This is a genomic window from Methylobacterium sp. D53M, from assembly GCF_053345625.1.
This window is the reverse complement of record NZ_JBKFAL010000001.1, coordinates 538,521-560,694: the sequence shown is the minus strand read 5'-3', so window position 1 is coordinate 560,694 and position 22,174 is coordinate 538,521. Positions and strand designations below refer to the sequence as shown.

General features: G+C 70.8%; 19 protein-coding genes and 1 tRNA gene. 8 read left to right on the top strand and 12 right to left on the bottom strand.

Annotated features, from left to right (window positions below):
• Positions 1–79 precede the first annotated feature (79 nt).
• Together ACLBYG_RS02620 and ACLBYG_RS02615 are read right to left on the bottom strand one after the other, a co-directional pair.
• Positions 80–418, bottom strand: coding sequence for a hypothetical protein (locus ACLBYG_RS02620; RefSeq protein WP_056521301.1), 339 nt, complete (start codon positions 416–418; stop codon positions 80–82).
• 75 nt (positions 419–493) lie between these two features.
• Positions 494–949 carry a CHRD domain-containing protein gene (locus ACLBYG_RS02615; protein ID WP_447680512.1) on the bottom strand — a complete coding sequence of 152 codons (456 nt, stop codon included), beginning with the start codon at positions 947–949 and terminating at the stop codon, positions 494–496.
• A 259-nt stretch (positions 950–1,208) separates the two neighbouring features.
• Here ACLBYG_RS02615 and ACLBYG_RS02610 point away from each other — a divergent pair.
• Together ACLBYG_RS02610 and ACLBYG_RS02605 are read left to right on the top strand one after the other, a co-directional pair.
• Positions 1,209–1,285, top strand: a tRNA-Met gene (locus ACLBYG_RS02610).
• A gap of 679 nt (positions 1,286–1,964) precedes the next feature.
• Positions 1,965–5,048, top strand: a complete 3,084-nt coding sequence (locus tag ACLBYG_RS02605; protein ID WP_447680511.1) for a PAS domain S-box protein — start codon at positions 1,965–1,967, stop codon at positions 5,046–5,048.
• A gap of 263 nt (positions 5,049–5,311) precedes the next feature.
• Here ACLBYG_RS02605 and ACLBYG_RS02600 read toward each other — a convergent pair whose 3' ends face one another.
• A complete protein-coding gene (locus ACLBYG_RS02600; protein WP_020091752.1) occupies positions 5,312–5,968 on the bottom strand; it encodes an antibiotic biosynthesis monooxygenase family protein in 657 nt (218 codons plus the stop codon).
• 479 nt (positions 5,969–6,447) lie between these two features.
• Here ACLBYG_RS02600 and ACLBYG_RS02595 point away from each other — a divergent pair, with 479 nt between their 5' ends.
• Both ACLBYG_RS02595 and ACLBYG_RS02590 read left to right on the top strand, forming a co-directional pair.
• A complete protein-coding gene (locus ACLBYG_RS02595; protein ID WP_447680510.1) occupies positions 6,448–7,143 on the top strand; it encodes an ArsR/SmtB family transcription factor in 696 nt (231 codons plus the stop codon).
• Between the two features lie 260 nt (positions 7,144–7,403).
• Entirely contained in the window at positions 7,404–7,766 is a 363-nt protein-coding gene (locus tag ACLBYG_RS02590) for a DUF1428 domain-containing protein (protein ID WP_447680509.1), read from the top strand.
• Positions 7,767–7,830: 64 nt separating this feature from the next.
• Here ACLBYG_RS02590 and ACLBYG_RS02585 read toward each other — a convergent pair whose 3' ends face one another.
• From ACLBYG_RS02585 to ACLBYG_RS02575, 3 genes are all read right to left on the bottom strand, one after another.
• Entirely contained in the window at positions 7,831–8,253 is a 423-nt protein-coding gene (locus tag ACLBYG_RS02585; protein ID WP_447680508.1) for a DUF2852 domain-containing protein, read from the bottom strand.
• Positions 8,254–8,427: 174 nt separating this feature from the next.
• The gene (locus tag ACLBYG_RS02580; RefSeq protein WP_447680507.1) at positions 8,428–10,845 is read right to left on the bottom strand and encodes an MASE4 domain-containing protein; all 2,418 of its coding nucleotides are present in this window, start codon (positions 10,843–10,845) and stop codon (positions 8,428–8,430) included.
• 332 nt (positions 10,846–11,177) lie between these two features.
• The gene (locus ACLBYG_RS02575; RefSeq protein WP_020091746.1) at positions 11,178–11,987 is read right to left on the bottom strand and encodes a GntR family transcriptional regulator; all 810 of its coding nucleotides are present in this window, start codon (positions 11,985–11,987) and stop codon (positions 11,178–11,180) included.
• A 53-nt stretch (positions 11,988–12,040) separates the two neighbouring features.
• Here ACLBYG_RS02575 and ACLBYG_RS02570 point away from each other — a divergent pair, with 53 nt between their 5' ends.
• The gene (locus tag ACLBYG_RS02570; protein WP_447680506.1) at positions 12,041–12,970 is read left to right on the top strand and encodes a ribokinase; all 930 of its coding nucleotides are present in this window, start codon (positions 12,041–12,043) and stop codon (positions 12,968–12,970) included.
• A gap of 1 nt (position 12,971) precedes the next feature.
• Here ACLBYG_RS02570 and ACLBYG_RS02565 read toward each other — a convergent pair whose 3' ends face one another.
• The gene (locus tag ACLBYG_RS02565) at positions 12,972–14,327 is read right to left on the bottom strand and encodes a helix-turn-helix transcriptional regulator (protein WP_447680505.1); all 1,356 of its coding nucleotides are present in this window, start codon (positions 14,325–14,327) and stop codon (positions 12,972–12,974) included.
• A 65-nt stretch (positions 14,328–14,392) separates the two neighbouring features.
• On the opposite strand from ACLBYG_RS02565, the gene ACLBYG_RS02560 reads away from it, so the two are divergent.
• Together ACLBYG_RS02560 and ACLBYG_RS02555 are read left to right on the top strand one after the other, a co-directional pair.
• The gene (locus ACLBYG_RS02560; RefSeq protein ID WP_447680504.1) at positions 14,393–14,596 is read left to right on the top strand and encodes a hypothetical protein; all 204 of its coding nucleotides are present in this window, start codon (positions 14,393–14,395) and stop codon (positions 14,594–14,596) included.
• A 16-nt stretch (positions 14,597–14,612) separates the two neighbouring features.
• Positions 14,613–15,299 (top strand): LysE family translocator, encoded by a 687-nt coding sequence (locus tag ACLBYG_RS02555; protein ID WP_447680503.1) that lies wholly within the window; start codon positions 14,613–14,615, stop codon positions 15,297–15,299.
• Between the two features lie 154 nt (positions 15,300–15,453).
• Here ACLBYG_RS02555 and ACLBYG_RS02550 read toward each other — a convergent pair whose 3' ends face one another.
• From ACLBYG_RS02550 to ACLBYG_RS02535, 4 genes are all read right to left on the bottom strand, one after another.
• Complete coding sequence (locus ACLBYG_RS02550) at positions 15,454–15,582, bottom strand: hypothetical protein (protein ID WP_020091741.1); 129 nt, start codon at positions 15,580–15,582, stop codon at positions 15,454–15,456.
• Positions 15,583–15,690: 108 nt separating this feature from the next.
• Positions 15,691–15,927: a DUF6894 family protein gene (locus tag ACLBYG_RS02545; RefSeq protein WP_020091740.1), complete on the bottom strand. Its 237-nt coding sequence runs from the start codon at positions 15,925–15,927 to the stop codon at positions 15,691–15,693.
• Positions 15,928–16,070: 143 nt separating this feature from the next.
• Positions 16,071–17,426, bottom strand: coding sequence for a sigma-54-dependent transcriptional regulator (locus ACLBYG_RS02540; RefSeq protein WP_447680502.1), 1,356 nt, complete (start codon positions 17,424–17,426; stop codon positions 16,071–16,073).
• Positions 17,423–19,285, bottom strand: coding sequence for a sensor histidine kinase (locus ACLBYG_RS02535; RefSeq protein WP_447680501.1), 1,863 nt, complete (start codon positions 19,283–19,285; stop codon positions 17,423–17,425). The genes ACLBYG_RS02540 and ACLBYG_RS02535 overlap by 4 nt, the downstream gene beginning before the upstream one ends.
• A gap of 295 nt (positions 19,286–19,580) precedes the next feature.
• Between ACLBYG_RS02535 and ACLBYG_RS02530 the strand changes: the two genes are divergently transcribed.
• Positions 19,581–20,924 (top strand): dicarboxylate/amino acid:cation symporter, encoded by a 1,344-nt coding sequence (locus ACLBYG_RS02530; RefSeq protein WP_331327015.1) that lies wholly within the window; start codon positions 19,581–19,583, stop codon positions 20,922–20,924.
• A 160-nt stretch (positions 20,925–21,084) separates the two neighbouring features.
• Here the strand turns inward: ACLBYG_RS02530 and ACLBYG_RS02525 are convergent, their stop codons facing one another.
• On the bottom strand, positions 21,085–22,161 hold the full coding sequence (locus tag ACLBYG_RS02525) for an HD-GYP domain-containing protein (RefSeq protein ID WP_447680500.1): 1,077 nt from the start codon (positions 22,159–22,161) through the stop codon (positions 21,085–21,087).
• Positions 22,162–22,174 lie beyond the last annotated feature (13 nt).

The window sequence follows — 22,174 nt, the reverse complement described above, 5'->3', positions numbered from 1 at the left end:
ATAGGGCGCGTCCGCGCTCTGTGTATTCTTAATTCTCACGCTTCCGCGAGGGATGCGCGCTGCACCTTCGAGGCTTGGGCTAATCTTCCTCGGGCGGGTCCTCGAATTCCGCGCCCTCGGTATCGGGGGCGATGCGGAACCGGTACTCGTCGATCGCCAGGAACGCCCGGTGGGCGACCTGCGGGTCGATCCCGTCGCGGACGACCAGGGTCTGGAAGTCGATGAACAGGCGCGCGACGCGGGCCTCCTCCGTCAGGGTGGCCAGGGCGGACGAACTCGCGCCGGCGCGCATCATGTAGCGCTTGGCCTCTCCGGCCGCGTCTGGCGCGGGCAGGACGACGACCTGCCCGGCGGTTTCCGGCTTCAGTTCCGCCCAGCGGACGGGCGTCCAGGCGATGATGGCGTCGGTGTGCTTCATCGAAGGCTCCGGCAGGTGGACGGGGATCCGCCTACCGGTCGCGGCCGGGAACGTCGAGGCTCCCGGCGTTCCGGATCAGGGTGCGCGCTCCATCTGGCCGCGGATCTCGCCCTTCGGGTTCGCGGCGGTGTGGAGGTTGAAGTAGACCTTCCCCGCCTCGAGATCGGCGGCCTTGGCATCGTCGAGGGTCGCCTCGCCGGTGAAGGGGCTGCTCGCCGCCGTCACCGGCACGAGCACGCCGGCATTCTCGCCCGCCTTGGCCGGCCCGTGGAAATGGGCGGCCGTGACCGGCCCGGTGAGGCCGCTGTACTGGCCCGACCAGCTCAAGCGCTTGGTGGCGGGATCGAAGGTCGCGGTGATCTCGCCCTTGCCGGAGGACGCGGTTGCCGGCACCTCGCTGCCGCCGGTGAGCGCCGCGCGGTAGGTGACGTCCTTGCCCGCCGCGACAGCCGGACCCGTGGCGAGCGGCACCCCGAGGGCGAGAAGGGCGGCGAGGCTGGTGGTCCAGCGATGGCTCTTGCGCGCTGTCATCGAACGCTCCGCGATCTGACGGGCCGTCGAGCGGCCCGTGCCAAACCTAGCGGGCCAGGACAGGTCGGACATGGCGGACGGGCTGTCGCCGAGCGATTCTCGGTGACAGCCAAGCGTTTCCCTCCCGCGCACGACGGCACGCGGACTGCCCGACCTCCGGAGGCGCGATTTGCTCACGGGAAGACGTTGACACGGAGCGCCCGCTCTTCCTATACCGCCGCCACTGCACGCATCGTCTCGATGGACGGTCGCGGCTCGTGGCGGGGTAGCTCAGCTGGTTAGAGCAGAGGAATCATAATCCTTGTGTCGGGGGTTCAAATCCCTCCCTCGCTACCAACAGTTTCAGTAATCTTCGTCTATAAATCCAAGTCTCCTCTGAGCGTGCCGACCGGTGTGTCGGATCTGGGCCGCAGCCGGAACGCTGATCCTGAGGATCGCAAATCCTACCGCGAGCGGCCGGTCTCCAGCACGATCAGTTCTTCGCTCGAGCGCTTCGGTCGCACGCGAAGCCACTCACTTTTCAATCCCGTCTCGCTTGCCGCGAAGCAATGGACGTCTGGACTTGCTTCAGGATCTTGTACGGCTTGCCGTCGAGGACGGAGATCGGCGCGTCGAGCGCTACCGACCTCTCGATCTCGGCCGGCCCGACAGCTGATCGGGTCGCGACCCTTTAAGGCAGGCGAAGGTTGATGCCGGCGAACACCGTCCCGTCTTGAAAGTTCAGGACGGTGTCCGTCCATCGCATGACGCGGCGGCCACGATTGCCGGGCGGACCGCGGCTGCCGGTCCGGACCGGCGGGCGACCGTGATCTCTCCAAACGGAACCGGCCGGGACTGGATGGCTTGGCCTCCTGATGCACGACTTCGAAGAGACGCCGGCCATTCGGGAGACGGTGAAATCAATCGGCCCGGACGTCGGCGCGATGTCGCGCGCGCAACTTGAGGCGGAGGTGCTGCGCCTGCGCTCGGGGCTGCCGGAGGCAGGAGCGAGACGATCGGCCGGGAGGTGCGCCCGGTGCATCGGACCGCCGGGCAGGACGCGCCAGCGAGCGAGTGGCGCCACCGGGTCGTCTTCGACAACGTCAGGGACTTCGCCATCGTCGTCACCGACCGCGACGGCTCGGTCATCGACTGGAACCTCGGCGCCGAGCGGATCTTCGGCTGGACGGCGGAGGAGATGCGCGGGCAGCCCGCCGACCGGATCTTCACGTCCGAGGACCGTGCGGAGGGGCGCCCTGAGGCCGAGATGCGGCTCGCGACGAGCGAGGCGCGCGCCTCCGTCGACCGCTGGCACCTCCGCAAGGACGGCAGTCGCGTCTGGACGTCGGGCGAGATGATGCCGCTGCTCGACGAGGCCGGTGCGCATCGCGGGTTCACCAAGATTGTCCGCGACCGCACGGCCGAGCACGAGGCCGCAAGGTCGCTGAGGGAGCGCGAGGCCCACCTCCGGCATACCGTCGAACTGAATCCCCAGGTGCCGTGGACCTGCGACCCGGCGGGCAACATCACCTCATACTCGAACCGCTGGCTGGAACTGACCGGCCAGGCACCCGGCGAACCCGACGGCGCGGGCTGGATGAAGGCCCTGCATCCGGAGGACGTCCCCCACACGGTCGCGGTGTTCTCGGCCTGTCTCGCCTCGGGCGAGCCGGTCGACGTGGACTATCGCATCAACATCGCGGCTACCGGCACGTACCGCTGGATGCGGGCGCGCGCGCGTCCCCGCCGCGACGGAGCCGGCGCCATCGTGGCCTGGTACGGGGTGGTCGAGGACATCCACGACCGCCGCCTGGCCGAGGCGGCGCTGCAGGAGAGCGAGGCCCGTTACCGGACGCTGTTCGAGACGGTCGAGGTCGGGTTCTGCATCCTCATGATGCGGTTCGACGCGGACGGACGGGCGGTCGATTACCTGATCGAGGAGGCCAATCCGGCCTTCGCCCGGCAGACGGGCGCCGACGTCGCCGGCCGCTGGGTCAGCACGTTCGCGCCCGACCTCGAACGGCACTGGTTCGACAGCTACGGCCGCGTCGCCCTGACCGGGGAACCCGCCCATTTCGAGAACTACGCCGCCGTGTTCGGGCGCTGGTTCGACGTGCGTGCGCACCGGGTCGGGGACCCGCGCGACCACCGCGTCGCGGTCTTCTTCAGCGACATCACCGCGCGCAGGAGCGCCGAGTTGCTGGCGGAGGCCAGCGCGCGCGAGCTCCGGCTCATCACCGACGCGCTGCCGGTGCTGATCGCGTTCATCGACGCCGGCCACGTCTACCGCTTCGCCAACGAGGCCTACAAGGACTGGTTCTCCGCCCCGCCCGGCGATGTCGTCGGACGCGATGTCCGCGAGCTGCTCGGCCCGGCCGCCTACGCCGTGCGGCGACCCTTCATCGATCGGGCGCTCGGGGGTGAGCCCGTCACCTTCGAGACGGACTGGCCGCACCGCGACGGGCGCCACCGCGTCGCCGAGATCCGCTACCTGCCGCGACGGACCTCCGGCGGCCGCGTCGACGGTTTCCACGTCTTCGTGCAGGACGTGACCGTCCGGGTGCAGACGGAGGCCGACCTCGCCCGCCAGGTCGCCGCCCGAACCGCCGAGCGCGACCAGATCTGGCAGGCCTCGTCCGACCTGCTCTGCGTGGCCAACCTCGACGGCTACTTCGTCGGCCTCAACCCGGCCTGGTCGCGAACCCTCGGGTGGACCGACGCCGACATGAAGGCGCGGCCGTTCCTCGATTTCGTCCACCCCGACGACGTCGCGTCGACCGTGGCGGCGGCGGGGGGACTGTCGCGCGGGGAGGCCCAGCTCACGTTCGAGAACCGCTATCGCCGCAAGGACGGCAGCTATGTCTGGCTGTCCTGGAACGCGGTGCCCCGCGACGGGCTGATCTACTCGTCCGTGCGCGACGTGACCGAGATCAAGCAGCAGGCCGAGGCGCTGGCCAAGACAGAAGAGGCTCTGCGGCAGTCGCAGAAGATGGAGGCGGTCGGCCAGCTGACCGGCGGCCTCGCGCACGATTTCAACAACCTGCTCGCGGGCATCTCCGGCTCCCTGGAGCTGATGCAGACGCGGATGAGCCAGGGGCGGATGGGCGACCTCGACCGCTACTTGAGCGTCGCCCAGGGCGCGGCCAAGCGGGCCGCCGCCCTGACGCATCGCCTGCTGGCCTTCTCCCGCCGCCAGACCCTCGACCCCAAACCCACCAACGTGAATCGCCTCGTCCACGACATGGAGGAGCTGGTCCGGCGCACCGTCGGTCCGGCCGTCCACTTGGAGGTCGTCGGTCTCGCGGGGCTGTGGCCGGCGCTGATCGACCCGGGCCAGCTGGAGAACGCGCTGCTCAACCTGTGCATCAACGCCCGCGACGCGATGCCGGACGGCGGTCGCATCACCATCGAGACCGCCAACAGGTGGATCGACGAGGTCGGCGGCCGCCAGCACGACCTCGCGCCCGGCCAGTATCTCGGCGTCTGCGTGACCGACACCGGCACCGGCATGGCGCCGGACCTGATCGGAAAGGTGTTCGAGCCGTTCTTCACCACCAAGCCCACCGGCGAGGGCACGGGCCTCGGCCTGTCCATGGTCTACGGCTTCGCCAAGCAGTCCGGCGGGCAGGTGCGGATCTACTCCGAGGTCGGCGCGGGGACGACGGTCTGCCTCTACCTGCCGCGGCACTACGGCGAGGCCGACGAGGACGCGGTCGCGCGCAGGCTTTCCGAGGTCGAGCAAGCGGGCCAGGGCGAGACGGTGCTAATCGTCGACGACGAGCCATCGGTGCGCATGCTGGTCACCGAGGTGCTGGAGGACCTGGGCTACACCGCCATCGAGGCCGCCGACAGCGTCGCCGGCCTGAAGGTGCTGCAGTCGGACGTGCGGATCGATCTGCTGGTGACGGATGTCGGCCTGCCGGGGGGCATGAACGGGCGACAGATGGCGGACGCCGGCCGCGAGCGGCGACCGGACCTGAAGGTGCTGTTCATCACCGGGTACGCGGAGAACGCCGTGCTCGGGAACGGCTACCTTCGGCCCGGGATGCAGGTCTTGACCAAGCCGTTCGTGCTGGAGACCCTCGCCTCCCGCATCAAGGACCTCATCGCCGAGACTTGAACCCCCTCGTCCGAAAGGGCCGCGCCCCCAGAGGGCAGCCGACTGCTCGTGCAACGGGAGCGGGCGAGCCCTGGGGTGCCGCCAGCGAGGTGACCGCCTCGTGGATCGGTCGCCTCGTCCGTGATCCGGTTCCCCGGGCCGGTCGCGCACATGATCGCAGGGCAGGCCGCGGGACGACCGCGTCGTGCCACCGGGTCCGCATTCGCGAGACCGATGACGGAGCGACGCCGAAGGTGTTGATGCCCGGTTCTCGTCGTCGGGCCCTATCCCGGGGCTTGCACGGCCGGGTGATATTGCGGGCTCTCACGCCTGTCGAACATCCCGTAGTCGCGAATGATCCGAACAGCTCGGAGGCGCGTGCCCGCGACTGATGAGACGGCGTTCGCCGCGCCGGCATCTCTCCACGACAGCAGCACCAGCACCTTTCCCGGATTGGTGAAGGAATCGAACGCGTCCCAACTCACCAGCCCCTCGGTCCGCTGGTCGAGACCGAGCATGGCCATGAGGTCGACATCGAAGGGCGTGGGCCGGTCCGCCGACATCGCCTCCGACAGTGTACAGGCCTTGGCTTGGCCGACTTCCGTCTCATCGAGGCGTTGCTCGCGGACCCGATGTCCCGCCGGCGGGTGGGTGTCAGCCGTCACCTCGCCGACGCGGAGATGGTAGTCCGCGAACACCTCGGACCGGCCTTTCCCCTGGATCAGGTGATGACCGGCATGGGTGCGCCAGCGGATCACCGACTTCTCGTCCCGCCACGTCGAGTGCGAAAGGACCCAGCCCGGCCGCGTCCGGCTCGTGAAGCGCTCGTTGTCGATGAAGCCGTCGATGCCCTCGAGCTCAGGCTTCAGCACACGCGCGTGTTCCAGATAGGCGTCCTTGCGACCGTCGCCGGGTCGGACTTCGAAGATGACGGAGAACATGGGCTCCTCCCTGGGTGTCGATGCGGTTCAAGCCGGGACCGGCTCACTCAGACATACGGCGGAGGCTCTCCAGAGGGCCCTACGCCCGGCCTCGAGATGCATCAGATGCGTGTCGCGCCTGAGCTTGATGTCACGCCGGTCCGGGGAGCTGGAGTAGGTATCGAGCAGCCACGCGGCGTCGGTCGTCAGACCGTCCCGCTCACCCCGGAACTGCGGAGACAGCCGGCGAAGGAACAGCGTGGGCCCGGATCGCGGATCTTCGATCCAATGATGCTCCTCCCTGTCGTCAATCTCATCGGGCGTCATAGGCGTCACCTATTGCCGTGGCGGGCGAACCGTCGGCACAGACGTGGCGCGGTTCTCCAGCTTCACGCTCCCACTCTGATCCAGGGATCCCGGCCGAGTCAGCCGTAAACGCTTCGGTCCAAACCGAAGCGTCGTCGGATGCGGCGGGCGTTGAGCGCGTTTAGGTTCAGCTCATGACGCAGGGTCCTGCACTCTCCGAGATCGGCGCGCTCGTCGGAGATCCCAGCCGCTCCAATATCCTGTCGACCTTGATCGACGGGCGAGCACTGACCGCGACCGAACTGGCCTGGACGGCCGGCGTCGCGCCAGCCACCGCGAGCGAGCACCTGACGAAGCTCGTGGCCGGCGGCCTGCTCACGGTGTCGCGCCAAGGTCGGCACCGATACTTCCGCCTCGCCTCCGTCGAGGTCGCCCGCATGCTCGAGGCCATGATGGTGATCGCGAACCGGGGCGAGCCGGAGGGAGCATCGCGCCGAGCGACGCCGCGGATCGATCCAGCCTTGCGCGAGGCCCGCACCTGCTACGATCACCTCGCCGGACGGCTCGGCGTCGGGATCGCCGATGCGCTGGTCGCACGGGGACTGATCGTCCTGGGCGAGGAGGCGGGTGAAGTGACCGCATCCGGCGGTGCGTGGCTGGCCGCGTTCGGTGTCGAAGTCGAACCGGCCGGACGAACCCGCCGCCTGCTCTGCCGCCCCTGCTTAGACTGGAGCGAGCGGAGACCTCACCTCGCCGGCCGTCTCGGAGCCGCCCTGTGCCGCCGCTGCGAGGATCTCGGGTGGATCGAGCGTCAGCGCGACGGGCGCGCCATCCGCGTGACCGAGCGGGGAAGACTCGGCTTCGAGAGCGAGTTCGGCTTCGTCGAGTGACGGTCGGTCGTGATCCGGTCTGCACCCTCCAACGCGATCAGAACGCCTTCCCCGGCAGGGGAAACAGTCCGGCGAACCGCTGCACGACGTCCCGGTCCCCGCCCGCCGCAGGAGATGGGCACGTTCATGTACGGCCGGAACATCGAGGATCCGGATGGCCACGTCGTCGAGCTGATGTGGATGGACCCCGAGGGCATGACGCGAGGGCAGGCTCCGGCCTGAAGCCTTTCCGCGCGCACCCCGACTCGAGGAGGCAACCCATGACTCACGTGAGCGGGTTCGTCACGCCGGTTCCCGACGCGAACCGGGAGGCCTATGTCGCGTCGGCCAGGGCGGCCTGGGCGCTGTTCCGGGAGTACGGCGCGCTCCACCAGATGGAGGCCTGGGGCGACAACGTTCCGGAGGGCGAGCGGACCGATTTCCGGCGGTCCGTCGCCCTTCGCGACGGCGAGAGCGTCGTCCTCGGGTGGATCCTCTGGCCCGACCGGGAAACGGCAGACCGGTGCGAGGCCGCGATGCGGACCGATCCGCGCTTCCGCGATCTGACCATGCCGTTCGACGGGGCGCGGATGATCTTCGGAGGTTTCGCCGCGGTCTTCGAAGCGTCGCGCGGGGCGGCGTAGAGGAGACGAGGATTCTGACCCTCGACGGCGTGGCCCCGACGCTCCGGTGCAACCCTGAGGCGACCTAGCCTTTTCGATGTTCGGCCTGATCGGCGGTGCCGGCGATGTCGACCGCTGACCCCGATCCCGCGGGATGTTCCGCCACGAAGCGCTCGAAGGTCGCGCGATCCTTGGCGCGCTTCAGCGCGTCGACGAAACCCTCGAAGTCCCGGAGACGCGTTTCGAGCGCGCGGCGCTCCCCCTCGATGCGGCCGATCTCGCCGTCGCGCCAGGCGTCGAAGGCGGTGTTGCCGCTGGTCCGGGGCGTCGTGAACCGGCGCCGCTCACGGAACCCGGTGCCGGGCCCGAGGGACCGGCGCAGGCGTTCGAGGCCCGGCAGGCCGGACAGCCCGAGATCGCGCCGCACGAGCGCCTGCCGCGCGACGAGGACGAGGGCGGCGAAGCTGCCGACATAGAGGGCATCGTGGATCCAGGGCATGATGGGCATGGGACAGCTCCTTGCGCGTGTCGGCGCCGTTGAGGACGGACGGAGCATGCCGACATGCCGCTGCTGCGGGCTGAACCGGTCGGTTAAGGCCGGGTTAAGCCTCTAAGCCTGTTGACGGACAACCCGTCCGCGACGCCGCGCGACCGCGGGGCGGCATGCCGTGGGTCCGGGGGTTCAGCCCAGGACGACCCGGAGCTTGTTGGCGAGTTCGTCCCGTTGATAGGGCTTGCTCAGGAGAGGCAGGTCGGCCGGCACCGCGTGTTCGTCGAGCGCCGTGCCCGTGTACCCGGACGTCAGGAGCACCCGCAGGCCGGGACGCAGGCGCCGGGCCTCGACCGAGAGCTGCACGCCGTTCATGCCACCGGGCATGACGACGTCCGAGAACAGGATATCGATGCGCTCGGGGCCGCCCAGCCGCTCCAGGGCCTCCGACGCCCGGGTCGCGGTCAGGGTCCGGTAACCGAGCTCGCCCAGGCTCTCGACCGCCATCTCCAGCACCGCCGGCTCGTCCTCGACCACCAGCACCACCTCGCCGGAGGCCGCCCGCCGCAGCGGGAGGGTGTTGTCCGGCCGGGCCTCGACGGCCCTCTCGGCCGAGCGCGGCAGGTAGAGCTCGATGGAGGTGCCGGCGCCGGGCTCGCTCTTGATCTGCGCATGCCCTCCGGCCTGCCGCACGAACCCGTAGACTTGGCTGAGGCCGAGGCCCGTTCCCTTGCCGACATCCTTGGTCGTGAAGAACGGCTCGAAGGCGCGGCTGCGCGTGGCGGCGTCCATGCCCTGGCCCGTGTCGGTGACCGAGACGAGCACGTAGGCGCCCGGCCGCAGGTCGGGCCGGTCGGGAATCTCCGCGGCATCGAGGTGCCCGTTGCAGGTCTTGACCGTCAGGACGCCGCCGTCCGGCATCGCGTCCCGGGCGTTGACCGCGAGGTTCAGCACCGCACTCTCGAACTGTCCCGGATCGAGCCGGACCGGATCGAGGACCGCGTCGAGGTCGAACCGGATCTCGACGGTCTCGCCGACGGCCCGCTTCAGCAGGGCCTGGAAGTCCTTGAGCAGCCGGTTGGGGTTGACGGTCTCGGGCCGGAGCACCTGGCGCCGGGAGAACGACAGCAGCTTCTCGGTGACCTCGGCCCCGCGCCGCGCCGCCGTCATCGCCGACGTGGCCAGCCTCTCGACGCGCTGCGGGTTGTCGGGCTTGCGCACGATCATGTCGAGGTTGCCGACGATGATGGTCAGCAGGTTGTTGAAGTCGTGCGCCACGCCCCCGGTCAACTGGCCGATGGCCTCCATCTTCTGAGCCTGGTTCAGGCGTTCCTCGGCCTCGCGCTGGCGCGTCGTGTCCATCACGACGCCCGCCATGGATCGGGGCTGGCCGCTCCCGTCGCGGTAGACCTTGCCCCGCATCGTGACCGAGCGGGCGGCCCCGTCCTCGGCCCGCCGGATGTGGCAGTCGATGTCGAGGCGGCCCGTCCCGATGGCGGCATCGAACGCCGCCCGCACGGCGTCTCGGTCCTCGGGGACGACGTGCTCGACGAAGGTCCCGACGTCCCATGCCGCGACCGGAGCGCTGTGGCAGAAGATCGCGTCGTGCCTCGGCGACCGGCGCGCCGTGTTGCCACGGAGGTCGAGCTCCCAGTCGCCCATCTCGGCCGCTTCCAGCGCCAGGGCGAGGTTGTCGCGGGCACGCTGCAGCTCCGCCCGCCGGGCCTCCCGGTCCTCGGCGGCGGCCGCGGCCTGCGCGTACAGGAAGTCGACCTCGCGCAGGTAGACGCCGAGCAGGATGAAGCCGGCCACCAGGGCTTCCATCCGGCCCGCGAACCAGCCGACCGTGCCGCGGGCGGCGCCCGGAAGCGTGACCATGTTGTCGAAGACGAGCAGCAGAAGCGACACGGCCAGCCAGAGCTGGAGCACGGTCCGCAGGCGGGTCTTCCACCACAGCACGGCCAGCGCGATGACGGTCAGGGCGACCACGCCCGGCCCGATGCCCGAGGTGGTGAGCAGCCAGTAATCGTCGCCCTCGACGCATTTCGGCAGGAGGTGGACGAAGCGGACGGCCGCCACGCCGGTGAGCGCGGCGGCCGCGACGGTCCCGGCGACGGTGGCCCAGCCGATCCGTCCGGCCTTTCCGCGCGGGGCCTGCGGCGGACGCTCGTCGCCCTCCAGGAGCGCGTAGGGCAGCGCGAAGAGCGGCGGCCCGAGATGCCAGAAGGTCCAGAGCCACGTCGTGGTGTCCGGCCCGTCGCCGAGGAGCCGACCCTGCGCGAGGACGTTCGGGAACGACAGCATCTGCAGGAAGACGACGAGCGTCACGTAGAGGCTGCCGGCCCCGAGCACGAGCAGCGGCGCCGAGCCGATGCGGCGGTACTGCGTGAGGAACAGGTACGTGGTCAGGCCGTAGACCACGATCAGCGCCGATTGGTAGACGGGCACGAAGCCCGGCATCGGCGGCATCGGGCGGTTGGCGAACGGCAGCAGCGCGAGGGTGACGGCCCCGAATAGGAGGCTGACGGCGACCGCGAGCCGACGCTGCGTCCGGCCGGCCCGGGCGGTCGCCAGGGTCGCCAGAGTCGGCGCCGTCGAGGACTCGCTCATCGTGTGCTCCGGACCGAAGCGGGATGGCTGGCTGCGCCGGCTGATCGCTCGCGAGACATCAGGTGTACCACGGCGCTTCTCGCTGTTCCACGCGAGGCATCGGAGCAATCTCGTCCGTTAAAAGGGCGAAGCTCGGCCGTCGCTCCCGTGCCGTGGCGGCGGCGGGCGACGGATGGCGGCCTCGGCGGAATCGCCTTGCCCGTCGAGAGTGGAGAGTTCTTTCCTGAAGGAGGCGGGTCCCCGGCGCGGACCGGAAGCGGTTCGAGCGGTGCATCGCCCAGCCCGTCGCGCGTAGCGTACGGAAGCGAGTCCGGTTCGGTCAGCCGGGCCTACTACGCGCGCAGATTCAGCCGATAGCGATAGGCATCGCCTCGGAACAGGCCTTCCACGTACTCGATCATCACCGAGTCCTGATTGTAGCTGTGGCGCTTGATCAACAGGCACGGGAGGGGCTGTTCGAAGGCGAAGATCTCGCACTCGTCAGCCGTCGGCATGGTCGCCTCCACCGTCTGCTCGCAGCGCACGAGGCGGCCGCCCGGGTGCCCGCTCAGGAAGGCGTAGACGGAACCGGAGAGGTCGCCGGTCTCAAGGGCGGGCACGGCGCGGATGTTGTACCAGGCGACCTCGCGCGACATCGGCACGCCGTCGCCGGAGCGAACGCGCGTCAGACGCAGGAACGGGGCCGTCGAGGGCAGGCCGAAGATCGATGCGATCGAGCGGTCCTCGGTGACCGCCCGATCGAGGATGCGCGAGGATGGGATCTTCCCCAGCTCCCGCATCTCCTCCGTGAAGCCCTTGAGCCGGTCCATACCCGGGCGCACGGGCTCGGGGGGACGGCGCACGAGGAAGCCGCAGCGCCCGCGCGGGACGAGCAGCTCGTTGTCGCTGAGTTCGGCATAGGCGCGTTGGACCGTCACGCGGCTGACCCCGAGGCTGTCGGCGAGCTGGCGCTCGGCCGGCAAGGTGACGCCCGGCGGCAGCGAGCCCGACAGGATCAGTTCGCGAAGCTGACCCTCGATCTGCCGGTACAGCGGCATCGCCGTGTCGGCGCGCAGGCGGAGGAGAGAGAGCACCGAGGGACGCTCGCCCTCCGCGAGGTCCGCCTCGACATCACCCTTGATCGTCCGATTTTTGGGGCGCACGTCCGATCGGCCTCCGGTACAGCTATTCGCAGTGTACAGGTTCGGAGCGCTCCATGCGCCTGTTCGTCGTCGGAAGCTTCGTGATCGCCTGCTCGGTCAAGGTCGCGCGGCTGCCGCAGGCGGGCGAGTCCCTCGATGGCTTGGCCTTCCTCGCCGAGCCTGGCGGCAAGGGCTTCAACCTCGCGCTCGCCGCGCACCAGCTCGGCGTCGAGGTGGACGGACTCTTCGCCGTCGGCACGGACGTGTTCTCCCCTATGGTCCGCGCCACCTTCGCGCGGGTCGGATTCGCCGAGGACATGCTGGTGCCGCATGCCGGCTCGACGGGCGCCGGCGTCGCGTTCGTCGACGCGGCCGGCGAGAACTGTCTCGCGGTCTGCCTCGGGGCCAACCTCGCCCTCGGTGCGGAGGACGTCCGAGCCGTCGCCGCCCGACTCGAGCGAGCGGACCTCGTGGCGGCGACATTCGAATCGCCGGACGCCTCGATCCGAGCGGCGTTCGCGCTCGCTCGGCAGGCGGGCATCCCCACGCTGCTGAATCCCTCCCCGATGCGCCCCATCGATCCGGCGATCCTGGCCGATACCGCGATCCTCGTCGTCAACGCGGTCGAGGCCGCCGACCTCGGCCTCGGGACTCCCGACGCCATCGCGGACGCCACGGAAGCGACGCCGGCGATCGCCGCCCTGCTCTCCGGAGGCCTCGAACTGCTGGTCGTGACCCTGGGAGAGCGCGGCGCGGTGGCGTTCCGCCCCGATTGGCCCACCCTACGCCAGCCGGCCTTCGCGGTCGCGGCGGTCGACACGGTCGGCGCGGGGGACGGGTTCACGGCCGGGCTGATCGCGGGCCTTCTCGCGGGAGAGCCCCTCGACGCGACCCTGCGGCAGGCCGCGGCCTGCGGTGCGCTGACGACCTGCCAGTTCGGGGCTTTCGAGGCCTTTCCGACCGCGCAGGTGCTGACCGCCTTCCTCCGCGACGCCGATATGTAACTCACGCCGCGCCCAGGCGCTTCGTCGTCTGCCCGCTGAAGAGCGCGAGCGACGTGACGATGCTCAGCAAGTCGGCCTGCCGCTTCGTTCCGGTCTTGTTGAAGATCGAGTTGAGCTGGGTGCGGACGGTGCTTGTCTGGACGCCGACGCTCTCGGCGTAGCTCTGCAGACGCAAACCTCCGGCGAGCGCCTGGAGCAACCGCGCCTCCGCCGGGGTCAGGTCGAACAGCATGTTCAGCAGGCCGTGGTCCGGAACCGCCCGCGCGCCGACATGCACGAGAACGAGGAGCACCGCCGAGGTACCGAAGACGTCGCCGGGGCGCTGCTTCAGGCGCATGACATGAGCGATCTGAGGACGGTGATCAGAGTAGCTGCGCACCGGCATCGTCTGCGCCGCGCGCCGGCCGCCAACGACGTTGCCGATCGCGTCCTGCAGCAGCTTGCTGTTGATCAGGCTCTTGAAGAGCTGGCCGCCGTGCTGGCCGGGGGGCAGGACCTCCTCCCGCTCCTGCAGCCGGGCATTCATGGTCAGCACCCGACCCGAGGCCGACAGAACGGCGGCGGGGAGTCCGATCTGGCTGAGCGTCGCGGTCGTGACGCGGCCGCGCTCGCAGCTGAACTGCGCGCTGAGCTCGCAGGCGCGCACGAGGTGTGGTCGCAAGGCGTCTAGTCCGGGCAGGACGGAGGCCTCATGGGGGCCGGTTTGAGCCCGCCGTTCGGCGGTCACGATCGCGATGTCGCCCGTCGAAAGGGGAATCGTTGTGCCCACCTGCCAGAACGGCCTGTCGCCTTCGCGGAGCCAGCCTTCGTAGGAGGCCGGCACGAGGTCGACGTCGCGCGTGAAGCCCGCCTGGGCGTCGGTGCGCCACGGCGCCATCCGACCGCTGCTGCGCCCCGCGCCGGTCTGGTGACCGAGTCGCTGCTCCAGGGCCGGTGAGGCGATCCAGCGGGAGGTCCCGACGGGCGGGAGCACCGCGAGCACAGCGCCGTCCGAGTTCGCCATATCGCCGATGGACTGGAGGACGTCGGGCCAGAGTTCCGGCGTGCCCGCAGCCTCGTAGATCCGGTCGATAAGCGCTTCCCGCATTGGCACGTCCCGCGACGATTCTTCTGACCGCGATAATACCAATATCAGTCCAAAACCGACATTTGCATCCTTCAAACAGAGGATGCCGTCCGGCAGGGACGGTGCGCCGAGGGCCGTTTCGACGGACTTGCCGCCCCCCGGCCCCGGATGCGCGGCGTCGACACGGCCGCCCGGACCGCCGGCGCGGCGGTGTAAATGCCTGGCGCCACGATGCTTTGTCGCCCGACCGGGACGCTGGCGGCGAGCGCTGCGCGGCGCTGGCGGTGCCATCCGCCGAACAGAGGATGCCAGGGTTCCGGCCCTCCCTAGTGTGTCGACGCGAGGGAGGAACAGCCATGAAAACAGTCGTCGCCACCGCCGTGGTCGTCATGTTCTGCGCCGGCGCCCGGGCCGACGAACTGAACGACATGCCGGACATCGCGTGTGCCCAAGCGTCGTCCGCCGTGGAGCGCGACCACATCGGGTGTCCGGGCACCGACAAGGCGGCCGCGGGGTCCCGGGCGGCCGCCTCGCCCCTCGACCGCGCGGAAGACGACTGACCGGATTCCCGGTGCCATGAGCGTCGTCGCCACGGCACTGCTCACCGGCGCGAGTCTCGGTCTGTCCATCGCCGCGCCGATCGGGCCGACGAGCTTGCTGTGCGTTCAGCGAACGCTGTCAGGCGGCCTGTCGACCGGCCTCGCCACCGGGCTCGGTGTCGCCACCGTGCACCTGACATACGGGGGCCTCGTCATGCGCTGGGGCGCGGAGCTCGCCGCGGTGTGGTCGAACGGCGCCGTTCTCTCCCTGATCTCGGGGGCGGTGCTGCTCGCCCTCGCGGTCCGGGTGCTTCGCAGCGTCTCGGTGCTGCAGGAGGGCTGCGCGTGCCGCGACACGCTGGCGGTGAGCTACGGCAGCGCGGTCGTGCTGGCCCTGACGAATCCGGTCACCCCGGTGCTGTTCCTGGCCGCGATGCCGGCCTTCCTTGAGCGCGGGACCGCGCCGTTCCCGGTTCTGGCGGCCGGTGTCTTCGTCGGCTCGTTCGGCTGGTGGGTGGTGCTCAACACCGCGGTGTCCCTGTTCCGGCGCTGCGTGACCAGCCAGATCCTGAATCGGATGAACAAGGCCGCGGGCCTTCTCCTCGCCCTCCTGGCGCTGAGCTTGCTCGTTCGGGGACTGGACGGTGGCACGGCGGCCCGTTCGAGCAGCGCGGGCGTGAGCGGGGTGTCGGGCGCGGACGTCCGAGCGCCGAGCCGGCTCTGAGCCGTCGCGCAGCGCGGGACGCGATCTCGCCCCGGCTCGCAGCGCGGTCGACAGCGTGGCCGCCCCCGGCCGTGCCGGCGGTGATACCGCGGACCGGATCCGGAGAGCCGCGCCCGTCAGGAGCGTCGGAGGCGTACGGTGGGCGCGGGCCGCGTCACTGCCTGCCAGGCACGGTGCCGTGGACGGCGTTGCGCCAAGCCTCCGCGCCGCCGGCTTGGTGCCAGAGCCACGCCGTTGCCGCCACCCAGGGGCCACCAATCAGGATGAAGGCGATCAGACCCATGTCGTCCCTCCTCGGCTGGGGGACGCCAGCCTACGCCAAATCGACGCGAACGCCAGGTGGACTTGGCCCGGCCGCGCGCGCGCCGGGGCCGCTCGGCGTCGTGGCACGTCAGCCGACGGGGCCGGCATCGAGCGACACGCGGAAGCGCATCCGCACAACGCCCGTGTCGTCGCGGACCGCCGCGATGTAATCCTGGCGCCCGGGCCGGTCGGAGAGCCCCTGCGCGATCCGCGTCATGATCTTCACGGCCTGCGACCGGGCGGCTTCGAGACCGGGCAGGTCGTAGCCGTCCTTGTCGCGGACGAGCTCGGTTCCGTCGTGCAGGTCGATGAAGAAGCGGGGCATGGGCGGCTCGGCGGGGGGATCCGTCCGCTACGCTAAGCAGTTTCCGCACCGGCCCGCGTACCCCTTTTCGGCAGGTCGCCGTCGCGGCGCTCCCGTGATCGCGCCGGCACCGTCGGTGGCTCGGGACGGGCCGGGCGACGGCCCTAGCGGTAGTCGCCCGGGGTCAGACCGTGCCGGGCCATCTTGTCGTAGAGGGTCTTGCGCGGCAGGCCGAGGGCTTCCGCGGCGGCGCGGACATCGCCGCCGGCCATGATCAGCTCGTCGCGGATCAGCTGCCGCTCGAAGCGATCAACCTGGTCGGTGAGGCTTGCGGCGGCCCTCTCGGCCGCGGGCTGCGCCGCCGCCGCGAGGCCCAGCGCGCAGCGCTCGGCGAAATGGCCGAGCTCGCGGACGTTGCCGGGCCAGGCGTGGCGGCGCAGGTGCTCGCGGATCGCCGGCGTGACGGGCGGCACCGGGCGCCCGAACTTCTCCGCGGCCCGGCGCAGGAAGTGCTGAAAGAGCAGCAGCACGTCCTCCCCGCGGTCGCGCAGGGGCGGGATCGCGATCGTGATGACGTTGAGCCGATGATAGAGGTCGTCGCGGAAGGTGCCCTGCGCGGCCGCCTGCCCGAGATCGACCTTCGTGGCGGCGACCACGCGCATGTCGACCGGGCGCACCTCGTTGGTGCCGAGCGGTTCCACGGTGCGCTCCTGGAGCACGCGGAGAAGCTTGACCTGCAGCGGCAGCGGCATGCTCTCGATCTCGTCGAGGAAGAGGGTGCCGCCCTGCGCGTGCTCGATGCGGCCGACCCGGCGCTTGAGGGCCCCGGTGAAGGCGCCGGCCTCGTGCCCGAACAGCTCGCTCTCGACCACGCTGTCGGGCAGCGCCCCGCAATTCATGGCCACGAGGTTTCGCTCCGCGCGGCGGCTCCACCGGTGCATGGCGCCGGCCACGACCTCCTTGCCGGAGCCGGTCTCGCCGAAAACCAGCACGTCGACGTCGGCCTGCGCCACCTCGCGCACCAGGGCGCGCAGGCCCACGATCGCCGGGGAGGTCCCGAGGAAAGCCGGATCCTCCTCGATCGCCGCGTCGAGCCGGGCCCGCAGCGCCCGGTTCTCGATCACGAGCCGCCGCCGCTCCAGCGCCCGGCGCACGGACACGACGAGCGCCTCGGCGGGATAGGGCTTGGCCAGGAAGTCGTAGGCCCCGTCCTGCATGGCGGCCACCGCCATGCGGATGTCCCCGTGGCCGGTGATCAGGATCACCGGCAGGTCGGGGTCGACCCGGCGCAGCCGCGTCAGGAGGGCGACGCCGTCGAGCCCCGGCAGCCGCACGTCGGTGACCACCACGCCGGGCGGCGCGGCCAGGATCGCCGCGAGCGCCGGCTCGGCGGCCGCGAAGGCCTCGACGGTGAAACCCTCGAGCTCCAGGCTCTGGCCGTTGGCCCGGCGCACGTCGGCCTCGTCGTCGATGAAGACGACGCGCTCGGTGCCCGCCTGCGCGTCCGCCGGTCTGCTCACGGTGTCGCTCCCACGGGCTTGCCCACGTTCGGGACCGCGTCCGCCGCCCGGATCATCTCCATCCGGAAGACCGTCCCGGCGCCGTCGCCGCCGGCCAGGATCAGGTTCCCGCCGCAATCCTCCACGATCCCGCGGGATATGGCGAGGCCCAGGCCGAGGCCGTCCGCCTTGGTCGTGAAGAAGGCGTCGAAGATCTGGCCGCGCACCTCCGCGGGGATCCCGGGCCCGGTATCGGCCACCTCGATCGCGACGCGCTCGTCCCCCTCGACGAGGTGCAGGCTGACGCGGGCCTCTTCGCGACCCGCCACGGCGTCGACGGCGTTCTGCAGCAGGTTGACCAGGACCTGCTCCAGCCGCGGGCCATCCCCGAGGACGCGCAGATCCGGGGCGGGCCGGTCCGCCTCCAGCGGGACGTGCAGCGCGGCGGCGCGCGCCGCCACGAGCTCCAGCGCGTTCGCCACCACCTCACGCAGGGAAACCGGTTCCCGCCGCGGCGAGGCGCGGCGGGCGAAGCCCTTGAGTTGCCGGGTGAGGCCGGCGATGCGGTCGGTGAGCCGCCCGATAGCGGCGGCATTCTCGGCCGCGTCCTCGCCCCGGCCGCGGCGGATCAGGATCGCGGCATTGTCCGCGTAGGAGCGGATCGCCGCCAGCGGCTGGTTGATCTCGTGGGCCATGCTGGCCGCGAACTGGCCCAGCGCCGCGAGCCGGCCGGCCTGCGCCAGTTCGCGGCCGAGGCGCTCGCGCTCGGCCTCGGCGCGCTGCCGCTCCGCGATCTCGGCGCGCAGCTGGGCATTGGTCTCCCGCAGCGCCCGCGTCCGCGCCTCGACGCTCGATTCCAGCTCCGCCCGGCGCGCCGCGGCCTCGGCGAGCCGCGCCCGGGTCCGGCGGCCGCGATCGGTGAGCGCGAAGATCCCGTAGCCAGCGAATGCCGTGACGAGGGCCGCGATGATCCAGGCCTGCAGGCGTTCCCGCTCGACGGCGGTGCCGAGCGGCGTCAGCGTCCGCAGCTGCCAGTCCGTGCCCGGTACGGGCGCCTGCGACAGGATCGCGCTCCAGGCCGGCAGCGACCCGCGCCCGACCCGCACCACGTCCGGCTCGCCCGCGACCGGATGGAGCGGCAGGCGCTCCAGGCGGGCGTTGCCGAATTCCTGTCCCGCCTCGATCCGGGCGCGCTCGGCCGCGTCGACGGCGCTGAGCGTGTCGAAGCGCCAGCCCGGCTCGCTGGTGACGAGGACGATGCCACGGGCGTCGGTGACGAAGGTGACCTCGCGGGCGGCCCGCCACGCCGACTCGACGGCGTCGAACTCGACCTTCACCACGACGACCCCGCTCCCGGCCCCGATCCGGCGCGCGAGGTACAGGCCCGGCCGTCCGCTGACCGTGCCGAGGGCGAACTGGGAGCCGGCGCCGCCGGCCAGGGCCTGCTTGAAATAGGGGCGGAACCCGTAGTCCCGGCCGACGAAGCTGCGATCCTCGCCCGCGTTGCTCGCCGCGACCGTGAGTCCGTCGGCGCGGATGATGTAGATGACCGCCGAACCCGTGGCGGCGGCGACCTGGGCGAGCCGCCGGTCGACACGGTCGAGGAGGTCGCGCCCGGGATCGGGACCGACCGCGGCGGCGACCTCGGGGTCGGCCGCGAGCGCCAGCGGCAGGGACGCCTGCTTCTGCATCTCCGCGAGCAGGACGCCGACCTGAAGGCCGATCGCCGAACGGGCGCCGCGCCGCAGGTCCGAGAGGGCCCAGCGCTCCGCGGCGCGCCCGGCGAGCCACGCCGTCACGAGGATCGCGCAGAGCCCGATCACGGCGGCGACACCCCGGCGCGAAGGCGGGCGGTGACCGGAGGGCGGGTGCCCGCTCACCGGCGGCGGGCCAGTGCGGAGATCCGGACCGTCCCGACCGGCGGCGTGCGGGAATCCGCAAGGCCGCCCGTGGCCCTGCCGGGAGCCTGCTTGAAAAAAGCTATCTCCGGCAGGTGGTTAAAGAAATGTAGCGGCCGTCGGTCAATTGGCATGCCGGTTGCCATTCTCGTCACGAAACGCAGCCATGTCGTCAGAGAACGGCTGCGCGCCGGAAGGCCAACAGCAAGCGCGGACACCGCCGGGACACCCCGGCGCGAGCCGCCCCGCCCGAAACCCGAGACAGGGAGAACGCCCGATGGCTGCCGTACCGTCACCACTCACCGCCCCGCATCCGCCCGCCAAGTCGAAGCCGCTGTACCGGACACTGTACTTCCAGGTCCTGGTCGCCGTCGCGATCGGCATCCTGCTCGGCCATTTCTACCCGCAGCTCGGCGCCGAGTTGAAGCCGCTGGGCGACGCCTTCATCAAGCTCGTCAAGATGATCATCGCGCCGGTGATCTTCCTGACCGTCGTCTCCGGCATCGCCGGGATGACCAACCTCGAGAAGGTCGGTCGGGTCGGCGGCAAGGCGCTGATCTACTTCCTGACGTTCTCGACGCTGGCCCTGATCGTCGGCCTCGTCGTCGCCAACGTGCTCCAGCCGGGCAACGGCCTGCACATCGATCCGAAGTCGCTCGACCCGAAGGCGGTCGCCACCTACGCCGGCAAGGCGAAGGAGCAGAGCATCGTCGACTTCCTGATGAACATCATTCCCACGACGGCGGTCGGCGCCTTCGCGGGCGGTGAGATCCTGCAGGTGCTGTTCTTCTCGGTGCTGTTCGGCTTCGGCCTCGCCTTCCTGGGCGACCGCGGCAAGCCGGTGCTCGACATCATCAAGGTCCTGTCCGAGGCGATCTTCGGCGTCGTCAACATCATCATGAAGGTCGCCCCGATCGGCGCCTTCGGCGCGATGGCGTTCACGATCGGCAAGTACGGGATCAGCTCGCTGGCCAACCTCGCCTACCTCGTCGGCGCCTTCTACCTGACGTCGGCGATCTTCGTGCTGGTCGTGCTCGGGGCGGTCGCCCGCTACAACGGCTTCTCGATCATCAAGCTCATCCGTTACATCAAGGAAGAGCTGCTCCTCGTGCTCGGCACGTCGTCCTCCGAGTCGGCACTGCCCTCGCTGCTGGAGAAGATGGAGCGGGCCGGCTGCTCGAAGCCGGTCGTCGGCCTCGTGGTGCCCACGGGCTACTCGTTCAACCTCGACGGCACCAACATCTACATGACCATGGCGGCGCTGTTCATCGCGCAGGCGACCGACACGCCGCTGAGCTACGGTGAGCAGGCGCTGCTGCTGCTCGTCGCCATGCTGTCGTCCAAGGGGGCCGCCGGCGTCACCGGCTCGGGCTTCATCACCCTGGCGGCGACGCTCGCGGTGGTGCCCTCCGTGCCGGTGGTCGGCATGGCGCTGATCCTCGGCGTCGACCGCTTCATGTCGGAGTGCCGCGCGCTGACCAACTTCATCGGCAACGCGGTGGCCTGCATCGTGGTGGCGCGCTGGGAGAACGAGGTCGACGAGGCCAAGCTCGCCGCGGCCCTGTCCGGCCAGACCATGGCGCCGCTTCCCCCCGCGCCGGCTCTCCAGCCGGCCGAGTAAGCCCGCGGCGTCGCGGGCCGCGCACGGCGCAGCGCGGGACGCCGTGACGGTGGAAAACGCACGCCGCGCCGCGGATCCCTCCGCGGCGCGGCTCTCGCATGCCGAAGGAACGCGGCCGAAGGAACGCGACGGAGCCGCGGCCCGACGCCGCCGAACGCTGTCAGGCCGCGTCGAGGGTGTGGGGCGCGAAGGCGGCGACGACCGGCCGGAACGCGCCGACGATCGCCGGGTCGAGCCGCCCCGCCATGCCCTCCAGGATCGCGTAGGCCGCCTCGCTCGCCATGGGCCGCTTGTAGGGCCGCTGCTCGATCAGGGCCGCGTGGATGTCGCAGACGGTGACGAGGCGGACGAGGTCGGGGATCTCCTCTCCCTTGAGCCGGTCCGGATAGCCCGACCCGTCGAGCATCTCGTGGTGCGACCGGACGACGTGCAGCATCTGCTGCTCGAAGCCCTGATCGACGAGCATGCTGTAGCCTTTCTCCGGATGCAGCCGCATGACGGCCAGCTCGGCGTCGTCGAGCCGGCCCGGCTTGTTGAGGATGGCGGCCGGGATGTGGATCTTGCCGACGTCGTGCAGCAGGGCCGCCTTGGTCAGGCGGTGGCGCTCCTGCTCGCCGAGGCCGAGGCTCGCCGCGAAGGCCGCCGCCAGACCGGCGACCAGCAGGCAGTGCTGGTGCGTGGCGTCGTCGAACTGGCGGACCGCGCGGACCCAGTCGCGGATCCCGGTGTCCCGGATCGCGAGGTCGATGGCCTGGGTTCCGTTGTCGATGACGCCGGGCGTGATCGGCTGGTCGGGCACGAACACCGAGGCATAGAATCCGCGCACCGCCGCGGCCGTCCGCACGGCGCAGGCCGGCAGGGGCTCGTCCGCGAAGGTCGCGAGGCGCGCGGCCGCGCGTGGCGCCCCCAGCGTCTCCCGCAGGCGATCCGTGTCGAAGGGCGCGCACAGCGTGTGGGTCGCGCCGAGGGCGACGCCGAGCAGCCGGGTTCGTGGGCTGTCGGTGTGGAGCAGGACGGTCAGCGGAGCGCCGTGCCGGACCTCCGCGAGACGGCGGCGGAGATGCTCGACGGAGCTCGCGCCCAGATCGTGCACGTCGGTGACGATCGCGGTCGCGCCGCCGAGGGGCAATTCCGCGGCGCGCAGATCGTGGAGCTCACAGGACAGGCCATCGGACAGGTCCTGGGCCAGGCCCTGGCTGCGTGCGGGATCGTCCGTGATGAGGAGTATCCGGCCCATCGGCACGCCTTCC